This window comes from Chryseomicrobium excrementi (genome assembly GCF_002798305.1).
In the GTDB taxonomy this organism is placed as follows: Bacteria; Bacillota; Bacilli; order Bacillales_A; family Planococcaceae; genus Chryseomicrobium; species Chryseomicrobium excrementi.
Genome location: NZ_PCGR01000001.1, coordinates 179,735 through 193,018, shown reverse-complemented (window position 1 = coordinate 193,018; position 13,284 = coordinate 179,735). Strand labels below are relative to the sequence as shown.

17 protein-coding genes and 1 other annotated feature are annotated in these 13,284 nt (G+C 44.0%); all 17 genes read right to left on the bottom strand.

The annotated features are described in order from the left end of the window. Position 1: 1 nt before the first annotated feature. A complete protein-coding gene (locus tag CQS04_RS00980) occupies positions 2 to 532 on the bottom strand; it encodes a Spo0B domain-containing protein (RefSeq protein ID WP_100352359.1) in 531 nt (176 codons plus the stop codon). Between the two features lie 122 nt (positions 533 to 654). Next, positions 655 to 945 (bottom strand): 50S ribosomal protein L27, encoded by a 291-nt coding sequence (rpmA, locus tag CQS04_RS00975; protein WP_094944214.1) that lies wholly within the window; start codon positions 943 to 945, stop codon positions 655 to 657. Positions 946 to 961: 16 nt separating this feature from the next. Then, positions 962 to 1,294, bottom strand: a complete 333-nt coding sequence (locus CQS04_RS00970) for a ribosomal-processing cysteine protease Prp (protein WP_100352358.1) — start codon at positions 1,292 to 1,294, stop codon at positions 962 to 964. Positions 1,295 to 1,296: 2 nt separating this feature from the next. Then, the gene (gene rplU / locus CQS04_RS00965; RefSeq protein ID WP_100352357.1) at positions 1,297 to 1,605 is read right to left on the bottom strand and encodes a 50S ribosomal protein L21; all 309 of its coding nucleotides are present in this window, start codon (positions 1,603 to 1,605) and stop codon (positions 1,297 to 1,299) included. Positions 1,606 to 1,619: 14 nt separating this feature from the next. Next, positions 1,620 to 1,697, bottom strand: a sequence feature (ribosomal protein L21 leader region). A 748-nt stretch (positions 1,698 to 2,445) separates the two neighbouring features. Then, the gene (gene minD, locus CQS04_RS00955) at positions 2,446 to 3,246 is read right to left on the bottom strand and encodes a septum site-determining protein MinD (RefSeq protein ID WP_100352355.1); all 801 of its coding nucleotides are present in this window, start codon (positions 3,244 to 3,246) and stop codon (positions 2,446 to 2,448) included. A 1-nt stretch (position 3,247) separates the two neighbouring features. Further along, entirely contained in the window at positions 3,248 to 3,919 is a 672-nt protein-coding gene (gene minC, locus CQS04_RS00950) for a septum site-determining protein MinC (RefSeq protein WP_100352354.1), read from the bottom strand. A 17-nt stretch (positions 3,920 to 3,936) separates the two neighbouring features. Then, the gene (mreD, locus tag CQS04_RS00945) at positions 3,937 to 4,461 is read right to left on the bottom strand and encodes a rod shape-determining protein MreD (protein WP_100352353.1); all 525 of its coding nucleotides are present in this window, start codon (positions 4,459 to 4,461) and stop codon (positions 3,937 to 3,939) included. Then, complete coding sequence (gene mreC / locus CQS04_RS00940) at positions 4,458 to 5,357, bottom strand: rod shape-determining protein MreC (protein WP_100352352.1); 900 nt, start codon at positions 5,355 to 5,357, stop codon at positions 4,458 to 4,460. Before mreC ends, mreD begins: the two co-directional genes overlap by 4 nt. 12 nt (positions 5,358 to 5,369) lie before the next feature. Continuing rightward, positions 5,370 to 6,389, bottom strand: a complete 1,020-nt coding sequence (locus CQS04_RS00935; RefSeq protein ID WP_100352351.1) for a rod shape-determining protein — start codon at positions 6,387 to 6,389, stop codon at positions 5,370 to 5,372. An 82-nt stretch (positions 6,390 to 6,471) separates the two neighbouring features. Further along, positions 6,472 to 7,173, bottom strand: coding sequence for a RadC family protein (gene radC / locus CQS04_RS00930; RefSeq protein WP_279327664.1), 702 nt, complete (start codon positions 7,171 to 7,173; stop codon positions 6,472 to 6,474). Positions 7,174 to 7,361: 188 nt separating this feature from the next. Further along, complete coding sequence (locus tag CQS04_RS00925; RefSeq protein ID WP_100352350.1) at positions 7,362 to 7,883, bottom strand: hypothetical protein; 522 nt, start codon at positions 7,881 to 7,883, stop codon at positions 7,362 to 7,364. Positions 7,884 to 8,020: 137 nt separating this feature from the next. After that, entirely contained in the window at positions 8,021 to 8,773 is a 753-nt protein-coding gene (locus CQS04_RS00920) for a prepilin peptidase (protein WP_100352349.1), read from the bottom strand. Next, positions 8,770 to 10,323, bottom strand: a complete 1,554-nt coding sequence (locus CQS04_RS00915) for a GGDEF domain-containing protein (RefSeq protein WP_100352348.1) — start codon at positions 10,321 to 10,323, stop codon at positions 8,770 to 8,772. Before CQS04_RS00915 ends, CQS04_RS00920 begins: the two co-directional genes overlap by 4 nt. 19 nt (positions 10,324 to 10,342) lie before the next feature. Continuing rightward, positions 10,343 to 11,083: a hypothetical protein gene (locus CQS04_RS00910; RefSeq protein WP_100352347.1), complete on the bottom strand. Its 741-nt coding sequence runs from the start codon at positions 11,081 to 11,083 to the stop codon at positions 10,343 to 10,345. Then, on the bottom strand, positions 11,080 to 11,676 hold the full coding sequence (locus CQS04_RS00905) for a PilN domain-containing protein (protein ID WP_100352346.1): 597 nt from the start codon (positions 11,674 to 11,676) through the stop codon (positions 11,080 to 11,082). Before CQS04_RS00905 ends, CQS04_RS00910 begins: the two co-directional genes overlap by 4 nt. Continuing rightward, positions 11,660 to 12,652 (bottom strand): type IV pilus biogenesis protein PilM, encoded by a 993-nt coding sequence (gene pilM / locus CQS04_RS00900; RefSeq protein WP_100352345.1) that lies wholly within the window; start codon positions 12,650 to 12,652, stop codon positions 11,660 to 11,662. Before pilM ends, CQS04_RS00905 begins: the two co-directional genes overlap by 17 nt. Before the next feature lie 93 nt (positions 12,653 to 12,745). After that, positions 12,746 to 13,267, bottom strand: coding sequence for a prepilin-type N-terminal cleavage/methylation domain-containing protein (locus CQS04_RS00895; protein ID WP_342745753.1), 522 nt, complete (start codon positions 13,265 to 13,267; stop codon positions 12,746 to 12,748). Between the last annotated feature and the right edge of the window lie 17 nt (positions 13,268 to 13,284).

Below are 13,284 nucleotides of genomic sequence, written 5' to 3'. Positions count from 1 at the left end.
CTCACTCCTGTTCTCTTCGCTCCACTACTTCTAGCTTCAGAGAGGTTTTTGTATATTCCTGTACTTCCGTTGTAAACTCGGTATCCTGTCCACAAGAGATTCCTTTCAAGTCCGACCAATTGCCGACATACTGAATGGAAATATGAAGAGGGGTATCCATAGAAAACACCACGTGCATCAATTGATCCTGGTACCCGATAAACCGCTCTTTCATCTGAGCGGTGAACGCTTGGAACATCAGGACCATTTCTTCGTCTTGTTCCACCGTTGCTTTGCGGTTCCCGACCACTTCATACGTGGCTTTCAGCTCCGGATGATGCATATGAATCGTTTCCAACCAGTTGTTGGTCTTCTTGAACCCTACATTGTTCAGCCTAAAAAAGTGTTGGCAACGCAACGAATATTCTTCGATTAGACGACGCACTTCTTCCGTGCGACCTAAATCTAGATTCATCTGCATCACCTGCAGCCGATTCAGCGCATCATGATTGATAGTGCGCAATAGATCATTGATTTCAATGGTGTCTCTCATTTCTCTCAACTCCACAGCGAATGTGTCTTAATTATACCCTTGTGAGGTGGAATAATTCCACTGTATGCGTACAGTGTTCAAAAGAAAAAGGACTGCAAGTGCAGTCCTTTTAACCGATAAGCTTATGCTTCTTGAGCTGTTGGGTATACGCTCACTTTTTTCTTGTCGCGTCCGAAGCGCTCGAAACGAACAACTCCATCAACTTTAGCGAAAAGTGTATCGTCACCACCACGGCCTACGTTTTCACCTGGGTGAATCTTTGTACCGCGTTGACGGTAAAGGATTGAACCACCAGATACGAATTGACCATCAGCGCGTTTAGCGCCAAGGCGTTTAGATTGAGAGTCACGACCGTTCTTAGTCGAACCTACTCCCTTTTTCGATGCGAAAAACTGAAGATCTAATCTTAACATGTGTCTCACCACCTGTTTAGTTATAGGATATTTTTATATACTGCTTATAATCGTTTTCTATCGTTTCGAGCGATGTACGAAGTGTTTCTAGAATCACTTGGACTCGGAACCTTGTCATCTCATCCTCTAAGTGAGGAATCTCGACGGCTAAGTAGCCTCCATCTTTGCCTTGATCAATGATAGGTTCAATCTTGCCATTCTCAAAGAGAGAATTGACTGCGCCGAATGCAACAGCAGAAGCTCCTGCACAGACTAGATCTTTGCCATGTTCATCAAACTCAGCATGCCCGGACATCGAAAATGACTGAATCATCCCTGCCTCATCTCGGTTGAAAACAACACGAATCATGATTATAGGTTGATTGCGTCAACAACTAATTTCGTGTACGGTTGACGGTGACCTTGCTTTTTACGGTAGTTTTTCTTCGCTTTGTATTTGAAGACAGTAATTTTCTTAGCCTTACCATTCTTCACGGCTTTCGCTGTTACAGTTGCGCCTTCCACGAATGGAGCCCCAACTTTCACATCGTCACCACCAACGAATAAAACTTTATCAAATGTTACAGTCTCATCAGCTTCTACATTCAATTTCTCGATGTAGATCTCTTGACCAGCCTCAACTTTGATTTGTTTACCACCAGTTTCAATAATTGCGTACATATTCCTGCACCTCCTCATATACTTAGACTCGCCTGCCATCAGGTGATTCCAAACGGAATACTTGAACCTTCTCAGTGCGGTTGCAGCCACAGGTGCTACAAAGACTAACATCAAATAGAATACCACAAACGAGACGCGAGCGTCAAGACTTTATACGGAGATAGTTTTCATAAAGAAGTACACCTACAACAACTATCGGAAATGCATTCGCTTCAAGAAAAAACTGATTGGCAGCGAAGAGCGACGTTACGATGAGCGCAGCGTAGAAGAGTCTGTTCGCAATTGATTGAAAGCGGGTTTTTGAAAACAGGATGTGTACCATGTTCCCTCCGTCTAGTGGTGGGATGGCAGTAAGTTTACGAGTAAGATCCACCACTGGATTTGTAGAATTTGATGAGGGATAGGAAGCGGCATGGCTAAAATCAGCGCGATCAATTCAACAGTTGCAAGCGGCCCTCCACTGTAGACGAAGAGTTGCTTTGCTTTGGTCCACTGAATATACCCGGTCCATTCGTTTCGGCCTCCAAACTGTATGCTCTATGTGTGAGAGACTATACCTAAATTAAGAGGTTTAGAGTTACTTTGGGGTGTTGGACTTAGGAGGTTCGCGACAGGATTTAGGCGAATCGCGGCAACCTCTGAGAAATGTGCCACCATCAAAAAATCGTGCCAAGTCTAAGCCAAATCGTGCCACCATAGGACCGAATCGTGCCACCTCCAAAAAAGCTTATTCGCATAATCCAAGTTAACTCTTTAACGAAATAACCCCTGGGAACTTCTCACACCCAACTAAACTTCACAAAAAAACGCCAAGAGCTTAGTAGCTCCTGGCATTCTAACTTATTTTGTAAAAATCGATTTCAGCTTCGAGAATACGCCGCCTTTAGAATCGGTCATGGACATCAAAGGCACAGATTCACCTAAGATACGACGGGCGATATTGCGGTAGCCTTGAGCTGCCTTGGTCGTCGGATCCATAACGATTGGCTCCCCTTTGTTTGAGGAACTGATGACACGCTCGTCATCTGCAACGATTCCAAGAAGATCAATCGATAAGTGTGTGGTGATTTCATTGACATCTAATGCTTCGCCTTTATCCATCAAGTGCTGACGGATTCGGTTGATGATCAATTTAGGCGGTTCTAGATTTGGTTCTTGCTCAAGGAGTCCAATGATACGGTCCGCGTCACGCACTGCAGAAATCTCTGGAGTCGTGACAACGATAGCTTGATCCGCACCTGCAACAGCGTTCTTGTAGCCTTGCTCGATACCCGCAGGGCAGTCTATCAAGATATAATCATAGTCTTGCTTAAGCTCAGTAATTAGTTCTTTCATTTGTTCCGGTGACACGGCATGCTTGTCAGCAGTTTGAGCAGCCGGCAACAAGAACAATTTGTCATCGAAGCGCTTGTCTTTCACAAGGGCTTGATGCACTTTGCAACGCCCTTCCACTACGTCTACTAAATCATAGATGATGCGGTTTTCAAGTCCGAGGACTACATCTAAATTGCGGAGACCGATGTCAGTATCCACCAGACAAACTTTTTTGCCTTGTAAAGCCAATGCAGTTCCCAGGTTGGCTGTAGACGTGGTCTTGCCCACGCCCCCTTTACCTGAAGTAATTACGATTGCTTGTCCCACATTAGCTTCCTCCTTTAAACGTCGAGATGTCCGGACGAATCCGTCTTAATTCTTGGAGTCGGTCGATGACCAACCTCCCTGTTGTATGTAAATACGCGCATTCCATTTCAGGATGTTCAGAAAGTACTGTAAGTTCGTCCGTCATCGTCTCGAGGACGTCATCAATTTGAAGATGTGTCGCTTCCAACCAGCTCGCTGCAATCACCGCATTGCGATTGCCATTCGCACCCGCGTGAGCAATCCCCTTGAGACGGCCCAACACGTAAATGTTGCCCCCTGCGATGACGCGACCATTCGGATTGATGTCTCCAATGACGACGAGATCTCCTTGTGCTCGGACAATTTGACCGGAACGAACGATGCCGACATACGTCTCGGACTGCTTCTCAATCAAACGCTGGTTGCATTCTTCGACGGTGATGACTTCACTTTGTACTTTAGTGATGCGGATCTTCTGATTCTTCTCAATCAGCTGAATCAGATCTTTTTTCTGTTCATTTGTTAAATACCGGTGGCCTAATTGGACGGTCATCTCGGCTTGGCCATCGAATGCTCCCTCATTGAGTTTTGCATTCAGTTCAATGAGCAGCTCCTGATAGCCCATTTGGTCATCGAAGCGCATGACGAGTCCATCTTTTGTGCCTCGGATGGTGATTCCTTGTTGTTTCGACAAACACTTCACCCCATCTATCATGTGTTAACGTGATATTTTTGTTCGTACCGCTGGACGAGCAGCCACTTGAAGAACCAGCCCATGACGGCGACAAACACAAAGTTTGCGATCATGGTTGGAATCAGACGTAGCTGTAAAAACTCATCAAAGACTAATGTCGTCGTGCCGATAATCGTATTGAACACGAACAGCAACGACTCCAATCCTGCTAATAAAAGTAAAATCAAAAGCGAGAGTGTCAACACATTCAAATGAATGTAGCGCATCACCCACACACTAGTGAAAATCAGGATCGGATAAATAAAGGTATACAATCCAATAATATCAATGAAAAACACATCATACAAGAGACCAAAAATCACACCGAACAAGATGGCCCGCTTTCGATTGTAGTAAATCGCCACGAATACCAAGTAGATTAGTAAAAAACGAGGAACTAAAATATAGAACTCTTGCCCTATACTAACGGGTGAAAGGAGTCCAAAGACAGGCTCCATATAAAAGAGAAAAACCGCGACGAAGACGACAAGAACTCGAATCATTCACTGTCCTCTCCTTCCGCAGCTTGTTCTCCTTCAGCTGTGCCGTCCTCACCCGAGACCATTGGCACAGTACGTGCCGCAATCATCACTTGGTTAAGAGTCAGGAAATCATCAGCTGGTTTTACATAAGCAAGTTTTGTCAGACCATGATCGTCAGAAGTCACTTCCGTCACTTCTCCGATATAAAGACCTTTCGGGAAGATGCCTCCTAGACCTGATGTCGTGATTTTTTGCCCTTTTTCAATCTTTGCATTCGTATCAAGGCGACGCAGGATCAATTCGCGGCGCTCTTCGTCATAGCCTTCGATCAAACCGAAAATCGTCTCGTCTTCTGCAACAAATGCCGAAATACGGTTGTTCGGATTTTGTGTCGTGACGAGCTCAACAGTAGCTGTGCGGTTCGTAACTAGCGTTACTTTTCCGATTAATCCTTGTGCCGTCATAACAGCCATGTTGGCGGATACACCGTGTAGTTTTCCACGGTCTAAAATAATCTTTTCATCCCATTGCTCTGGGTTTCGTGCAATGACTGTAGCACGAATCGGCTCATAATCGCTCAAGTCCTCCTGTACTTCCGTCAGTTCTTTGAGCTCTGCATTCTCTTGCTGGAGCTGTTGAACTTCGGCTTGCACAGCAGCGTAGTCTTGGATGCGTGCCTTCAAACGCTCATTTTCTTCATATGTATGGAGAAAATCTTCGACATTTTTATAACGTTCAACGACAAAATGCGTTGGTTTGGCAACCAAAGATTGACCAAAACCAACGACATCCTTTATCAATGACTCCGCAGGATTCGCGTTGTCGCGGCCGCGGAGTGTAAAACTGATTAACACAACAAGAACGATCATGCCCACCAATAATAAGATTAAGCGTTTAGCAGAAAATAATGATGGCATGTCAACGTCTCCTTATCGGCGTGGTTGTTGTTTGCGAATTTCATTCATGTGATCGAGGGCCATCCCTGTTCCGACAGCAACACAATCCAGTGGCTCTTCTGCAATGAAGACCGGCATGTTCGTCTCGTCACTGATCACTTTGTCCAAGTTTTTCAGTAACGCGCCACCGCCTGTCAACATAATCCCACGTTCCATGATGTCCGCAGACAATTCTGGAGGCGTTTTTTCAAGTGTACGCTTCACACCATCAATGATTGTAGTAATCGACTCGCGAAGAGCATCTGCGATTTCTTTAGAAGAGATTTCAATCGTCTTCGGTAGACCTGTTACTAAGTCACGTCCACGAATCTCCATCTTATCTTCTTCACCAATAACTAGAGCTGAACCGATTTCCATTTTGATAGCTTCTGCCGTACGTTCACCGATCGTCAGATTGTAAGTTTTGCGAATGTAGCTAGTGATAGCTGAATCCATCGCATCCCCTGCAACTCGTACTGATTCGCTTGTTACGATACCGCCAAGTGAAATCACGGCTACTTCTGTAGTTCCTCCACCAATATCGACGACCATAGAGCCTGTTGGTTCCCAAACCGGTAAACTCGCACCAATCGCTGCTGCAAATGGTTCTTCAATCGTCACAGCGTCACGAGCACCTGCTTGTTTCGCTGCATCGATGACGGCACGTTGTTCAACAGATGTAATACCATAAGGCACACAGATCATGACATTTGGTTTACTCCATGAACTTCCAGCAGCTTTCAAGCCGTTTTTCATGTAGTATTCAATCATTTTCCACGTAGTGTCATAGTCTGCAATAACGCCGTCTTTCATCGGACGAATTGCTACGATAGACCCCGGTGTACGGCCAATCATATTACGTGCGTCGTTCCCGACAGCTACGATTTCATTTGTTTGCGTATTTTTAGCTACAACGGAAGGCTCACGCAAGACGATGCCTTTCCCCTTCATAAATACAAGTGTATTAGCGGTCCCTAAATCGATCCCGATATCTTTTGCTCCAAATCCAAACACGTTCCAACTTCCTTTCTATCGCTGTCACTCCAAGTGACGTCATAAAGTTCATTATAGACGATAGAAGTAAAATAATACAGTCTCACATGTACCCCTTTTCTTTCAAACTGATGAACTGATGGTCCCCGATAATGAGATGGTCGAGCAACTCGATACCCATTATTTGGCCAGCATCCCGTAGTCGCTTCGTCACAGCGATGTCTTCAGGACTAGGAGTTGGATTTCCACTTGGGTGATTGTGCACGGCGATAATAGAAGCACAGGATTTTTTTATCGCCTCTCGGAACACCTCCCTCGGATGCACGATCGAGGCACTAAGTCCTCCGATAAAAATGGTTTGCTTATGAATGATTTGATTTTTTACATTTAAAAATAAAATGATGAAATGTTCTTGCATCAAGTGATGCAAGTCGTGCTTGATGTAATCGGCTGCGTCTTTTGGAGACCGGACCGTCACCTTGTCCTGGACGTCTTGAGTCGCAAGGCGTCTTCCAAACTCCACAGCAGCGAGTAATTGTACAGCTTTAACGGTTCCCACTCCTTTGATCTGTTTCAGTTCTTCAATCGTGGCATTCTTCAAATAATGGATACGTTCGAAGTATTTGAGTATCTCGTTCGACACGGACAGCACCGAGTGATCTCGTGTTCCGGTGCGAAGCAAGATGGCGAGGAGTTCTTGGTTGGAGAGGCTCTGCGCCCCTTGCTGGATGAGTCTCTCGCGTGGTCGGTCTTCGTGATGCACATCTCGAATCATTTCAAATGAGTCTGCTAGTAGTTTGGTCATTGGTTTCCCCCTTTGCCATATAGTGTAGCGCGCTTCAAAATTGCTGAAAACTTGGTGACAATTGCGATAATGGCATTGTTACGGCGTCAGTTAATTTAGTTCGATAGCGATACAGGACTTGTGGAATTCAGTGTGAATAAGGCTTTGGAAGGATGTTCTTTGATAGCATTTAGCACTTTTTGCAACTTTTAAATTTCCTCACTTTTAAATTTTCTGGCCTTTGCTTCGCTCAAAATAAAATTTTGATCATCGAGCTTAGCTAAGTTTTCTGCAAGCAATTCAATGGTTGCAGGACATCCTTTCGCTTTCACGATCACCTCTTTTGTGAACGGTTGGGTATCCGGCTTCTTCTCTAGACCTTCCGGTGCCGCGGTGAGACCGTCCCAAGTGAATAAATAACTGTTGAGAGTTACCAGTTGCGCAGTAGCCAACTCGAGTTGTTTCAAATGGTTCTTCGCTGCTACGTCAGTCGAAAAGACTCCATATTGCATCGTGCAATAAGTGTAAGCCTTCTCCTTTTCTTCAGTAGCCGTTGCGTTAGTTTGTTCTTGCGCGATAACAGGAACCGTCGACACTTCAGTTACTAGGGCCGTTTTGTCTAGATAGGTGATTAAGTACCCCATCAACAAGAATCCGACAACGCCAATGAGCGCCCCTTGCGCGATGGCAATCATATAGACGCCCATATCTTTTTGTATAGATCGAATCATACCGTTCGCCTCCTTTATAAAAGACACTACCCCAACCTAGCTAAAAACGAAGTCGAACGATGAATGGGTATTGAAACAACTCCAGACAAAAAACACCTACTGCATTTCTCTTTAGAGAAACAGTAGGTGTAGATCAATTAAAATAAGTTCCAGTACCAATCAATCAGCTCGGTGCCGTATAAATGGACGATGACGGCTGCAATGGCAATGGAGGGACCAAAAGGAATCGGCGTCTTGCGACCGCTCTTCGTGAGTCGTAACGAAATCAATCCGAAGATTAAACCAATCACAGAAGCAAGTCCTAGAACGACTAATGAATGGACAGTTCCGAGCACGATTCCAATCACTAAGAAAAGTTTGATATCCCCTCCACCCATACCTCCTCTTGAAATAATTGCAATCAGAAGCAAAAATACAAAGCCAATAGCCGCTCCTAAATAACTATCCCACCATGGCTCAAGTGGCGCCACCATTCGCAGTAATATAAGAGGAATCCCAAAGAATAATAAGAACTTGTCTGGGATTAACATATAGGCAAGGTCTGAAACTGTCAGAACAACTAGCAAAGAATAAAATAGTAAAGCTACTGCCAACTCCCACGACCAGCCAAAATGCAAGTATGCGACCGCAAACAACACACCTGTAATCAATTCCATCATAGGATAGATTGGACTAATCTTCGTCCCGCACCCTCTGCATTTACCTCTTAAAAAAACGTAGGAAAATACGGGTACTAAATCGAGAATCGTCAACCTGCGGTCACAGGTCGGACAATGAGAAGGTGGGTGAGCTATGGATTCGCCTTTTGGAACCCTGAGCCCCACCACATTATAAAAACTACCAAACACTAAACCATACACAAAGAAAAATGCAGCTACAACAACAGTCAATTGAATGAATTCCTTTCATGGGGACGATCTTTATATTTCTCTTTATACATTTGCTCATCTGCTCGCATCAACAACTCATCGAGCGTATCTCCAGTCTGATAAAACGCGCCACCTACACTATATTCGACAGGCACCGCATTTTCTCCTAGAGTCAGAGTAAAATTTTTTCCTTTTCTGCGGATGAACGAGATATTTTCTTCAAGCTGAGACTGCCTCGTGATGTCTCGAAGCAGCACGACAAACTCGTCACCACCGAGACGTGCGGCGATATGAGGCACAGGAAATGACTCAACAAGCAAATCAGCAATAGCACGTAACACTTCGTCACCGCTAAAGTGACCAAACTTGTCATTGATCTCTTTGAACCGATTTAAATCAAGTAGCATCACACCGACCGGTTGTTCAAGAACAATCGATTTTTCAAGCTCAGAAACAAAATAGGTCCGATTCGCTATACCTGTCAACGAGTCTTGATAAGCTAGTTTGTTGACTAGCTTGGTGTTCTCGATTTCCAATGTCATGTCTCGGAAAATGATAGCATAATGCGTGTTCGCATCGATTTTCATAACAGCCCCGTCAATTCGAAGATGGATTAGTTGAGCGTTTGCCTCGAACGATATCGTTGTCTGATGGTGCAGTGGTGACTTCTGCAATTCATCAATGAACGCAACAAATTGATCGGCAATATGGATTTGACTCAGCATGTCTTTTAAGTTCGACCCTTTCAGTCCAAATCTTTTGATTTGCTTCTTCGCTGCATCATTGAATTCGATGAGTTCCCATCTTTCATTGACAATCACTAGCGCGTTTGGATTTAAGGAAAAAATCGTTTTATACCTTTCTGCAAGTGAGGGAATCAAATTGAATTTATAAATAGCAATCGTTAAATACACACTGAAGATGAGCCCAATCAAAATATAGGAATGGGGTGGTAAAAAACTACCGAAGCTCACCAACCCTAGTATGAGCATGGAAAGTAATGTGACAATTGAGCCGTTCCGAATAAATAATAGTAAGTTCACTCTTCCTCTATCAGATTCTAAACGGATTCCAAGATTCATAATCCATACGGAAACAAGAATCAGGATAATAGAACCAGCCATTGTTCCATAATACTTTGCGTTATACTCAGGAACTATCCATAATCCTTGTTGCGTGAAAAAATCACTATTTGTGACATTTCCTCCACTAAACAAGTTGACGAATATTAAGATTATTGGAAGGATGTATAAACTGAAGGGATACAACCAGATTTTTTTATGAAGATAGACACGGCTAATTTGGAGGTAGAGATGCAGAGATGCGCCAAGCATCAACAGACCAATATTGCCAAAAATAAAAGTCACCATCACTGGGCTTGCAGAGATCGGCAACAAGTGGCGAATAAACTCTACAAAAAACAACGCTGAATATAAAAAAGGAATTGCCGCTACTACTTGATTGTCACGGTTCGACGGGTTGGAGAGAAGTGCTAAGACAGACAACATAAAAAGAGTGGCTGCTGGAAGAAGGTAGACAAGCACATACACTGCTATCTGTCCGACTTCCATCGCAACCACCCTTTCAATTTTATTGGAGATAATAGAAAGTGGTAATCGTTAGAGATGCACTGATTTGTTCCTCTGCCTCTGTAGCAATCTGCTCTTCTCCAGGTAATCCTGTATCAAGAGAATCTATGCGATACACACGTTCTAAATTTTCAATTTCTTTCATTATAGCAACCAACTGCTCTTCTGTCTCGGCTGTGACATCGACTGTCATCGTGATCATGCGAAGCTCAAGCGGCAGGTCTGCAACCGAGATTGTCGACATCGGAGTCTCTTCAGTAGCGGCTTCTTCACGAGCTTCTGTTGACGAGTCACCAGGCTCTGGTGTTTCTTCATCAGTTGCTGGGTCTTCGGCTTGCTCTTCCGGTTCCTCGTTGACGACTTCTTCCTCTTCTTCTTCGACGAATCCAGTCACACCTTCAGACTCGTAGCCGTTGAATGTCACACTCCCTACCTTCGTCTGTGTGATCAATTCAATTTCTTCGATTGTACGAATGATCTTGTCGAGCTCAAGTTGGTTCGGTACTTTTTTCATTAGTTCGTATGGGTCGTCTTGAAGGGGAACTTCTTCTTCACCATCACCTGCTTGCTCTTGAAGTGCAACAATTTCAGCTTGAATTAAGGCATTGGCATTGCGCTTTGCCTCGTTTTCAGCTTGTAAAGGAATGATATATAAGTAGTAAACCCCTGCAAGAATTAGTGCGATAAGTGCACCTAAAAGTAAGAACGCTGCCCGTTTGTTTTCACGAATTGAATCCATCATGGCTGCGTCACCCCCTGTGCAACATACTCAGGAAGTGGTTTGATACGAATGGAGGCTGTATACCGTGGCGCGACTTCCTCTTCTTCTACTACTCCTTCAGTTTCTTCAGTAGTACTAAGTGGCTCAAACTCAACGATGCTGTCTACTTGAACGTTTTCGAAGTAGTTGCTCTTCATCAAATTTTCTACAAAAAGTGCAACTTGTGATTTCGTTTCGAAATCAACTGCGAGAGTAATAGCTTCTGGACTGAATGCATAGTTTCGGACATATGTATTCGCATCGGCTAAGTTTTGAATTTCTTCGTATAGTGGAGACACAGGGTATGAGTTCGTTTCGACGAATAAAACCGCATCCGCATACGTGATCTCTGGTGCAGGTTCTCCGGTTGCCACTTCATCTTGCAGAGCAGCACGCTGCGCGATCAAGTTCTGCTCTTCTGCTGCCAAGTCGGCTGCGTCTTGCTTGATTCCCATCAGATAGATGGCGAGAAACACGATTAAGGCTCCAAGAACGATAATAAATAGAATAAGTCCAAGGTAACTTTCTGGCTTTCGCTTCTCAAAGACGGGCAGTAAATTAATTTCCGGATTCATTTACATCCCCCTTTAAAGCCAGACCTAGTAATGAAACATCACTTGTTCCAAAGCCATTATAAAACTTCGCTACGTCTTCATCACGAATGGTCGTAATCTGCGGGAACGACGGATTGTCACGAAGCACTTCGTCGATATAGTCAAGCTGAGGAGACTCTCCAAATGAAATGATTTCGTCTACTGCGATATCGCCTTTATGAATGGAGAACCGGTAGAACGTCATCATTCTCTCAAGCTCTGTCACTTGATCGACCAACTGATTGCGATAGTCGTTCTCGTCTCCGCTCAACGCAAAGCGAATATCGTCTCCATCTTCTGAAGCTTTATAGGTGCCAATTTCTCGTTCGAATGGTTGGTAACGAAGGAACTCTACTAACCCATCTCGGTAAATCGTAACGACAGCGCCTGTCATCAACCACTCTACTAAAAGATAGGCTTTTTCCTTTTTAAAATAATTGCGTTTCGTAAAATAACGAATAGACGATAAAGCTCGAATATCCGCTACGGTTGGATCTACTCCAGCATCGTCTAAGATATTCGCAAAGCGCATCACTTCTTCTGCAGGAGCAGCAAAAAGTGTCGCTTTTTGGTCGCCTTCAACTGGATCATAGACATCGAGTAGAGGATTTTCAAAAGGCAGTTGAATCGAGCGCCCCAGTTCCATTTGAACATACCCTTTTAGACCTTCCGTCGTAACATCATCCGGATGGTCGAATGCTTTCATCATGACCGAGCTGTCCGGTACAAAATAACGGACTTCTTCTCGTTTCAGTCCCCAAGCATTTACTTGTTCTTTCATCCACGAAATGAAGCCCATCTCGTCTTTGATTACATCTTCTTCTACATACCCAGCAGGAACTGCTGCTTCATACAGCGTCCAGTCCGCCCCATCCTCACGCGGGCGCACCAACGCTCGCAACACCGTTTCGTGAAGATCCATCGACACCACTTGCCGACTTCCGCGTTTTCGAAACATCCCATGACCCCTCTCTGCCGTTCTCTATCTACTTGCTTGGTAATGCCAAGCTTATGTCAGGCCGGATTGCTCCGGCCTCAAATAAGGTTGGTATTAAGAACCTGTATTGAGTGTTGCAGTCCCACCTGAAACTGTAACTCCAGTAACAACTTCAGAACCTTTAATATTTGTATGGTTAATACCCGCCATAGTTGCGGCATTAAATTCTATTGTTTTTGTTCCACTAAACGGTAAAGCAGCAGTTTCTAGAGTATTCCCTGTAGTTGCTTTTGTTACAGTACCTGCAGTAACTTTTCCTTCAGACTGCAAGAAACCATTGCTTTTTAATGTAGCAACATCAACTGTTGTAGCACCTGAGTTTTGCGTGAAATATAAATTAGCTGCATTCATTACATTAGCAGCATCAGCTTTTACTGCATCATATCTAGAATTTTCAATTACATTACCGATTGCTGGAATTGCAATAGCAGCAACGATAGCGAGAATAACAATTACAGCTAAAAGTTCAATTAGTGTCAAACCTTTTTGATTCAAACGTTTTTTAAGTAGTTTTTTCATAAATGAGTTCTCTCCCATCGCATCATTTTTATTTTCTAAGTACTTATTTTCATTCATATTTGTTCTCACCTCCT

Excerpts from the sequence above, each read along its gene's own strand:
- CQS04_RS00915 (WP_100352348.1), bottom strand. The coding sequence starts at position 10,323 with ATGGAAGTCGGACAGATAGCAGTGTATGTGCTTGTCTACCTTCTTCCA.
- radC (WP_279327664.1), bottom strand. The coding sequence starts at position 7,173 with ATGACCAAACTACTAGCAGACTCATTTGAAATGATTCGAGATGTGCAT.
- CQS04_RS00925 (WP_100352350.1), bottom strand. The coding sequence starts at position 7,883 with ATGATTCGATCTATACAAAAAGATATGGGCGTCTATATGATTGCCATC.
- pilM (WP_100352345.1), bottom strand. The coding sequence starts at position 12,652 with ATGTTTCGAAAACGCGGAAGTCGGCAAGTGGTGTCGATGGATCTTCAC.
- CQS04_RS00970 (WP_100352358.1), bottom strand. The coding sequence starts at position 1,294 with ATGATTCGTGTTGTTTTCAACCGAGATGAGGCAGGGATGATTCAGTCA.
- CQS04_RS00895 (WP_342745753.1), bottom strand. The coding sequence starts at position 13,267 with ATGAATGAAAATAAGTACTTAGAAAATAAAAATGATGCGATGGGAGAG.
- CQS04_RS00905 (WP_100352346.1), bottom strand. The coding sequence starts at position 11,676 with ATGAATCCGGAAATTAATTTACTGCCCGTCTTTGAGAAGCGAAAGCCA.
- mreC (WP_100352352.1), bottom strand. The coding sequence starts at position 5,357 with ATGCCATCATTATTTTCTGCTAAACGCTTAATCTTATTATTGGTGGGC.
- CQS04_RS00910 (WP_100352347.1), bottom strand. The coding sequence starts at position 11,083 with ATGATGGATTCAATTCGTGAAAACAAACGGGCAGCGTTCTTACTTTTA.
- rplU (WP_100352357.1), bottom strand. The coding sequence starts at position 1,605 with ATGTACGCAATTATTGAAACTGGTGGTAAACAAATCAAAGTTGAGGCT.
- rpmA (WP_094944214.1), bottom strand. The coding sequence starts at position 945 with ATGTTAAGATTAGATCTTCAGTTTTTCGCATCGAAAAAGGGAGTAGGT.
- CQS04_RS00980 (WP_100352359.1), bottom strand. The coding sequence starts at position 532 with ATGAGAGACACCATTGAAATCAATGATCTATTGCGCACTATCAATCAT.
- mreD (WP_100352353.1), bottom strand. The coding sequence starts at position 4,461 with ATGATTCGAGTTCTTGTCGTCTTCGTCGCGGTTTTTCTCTTTTATATG.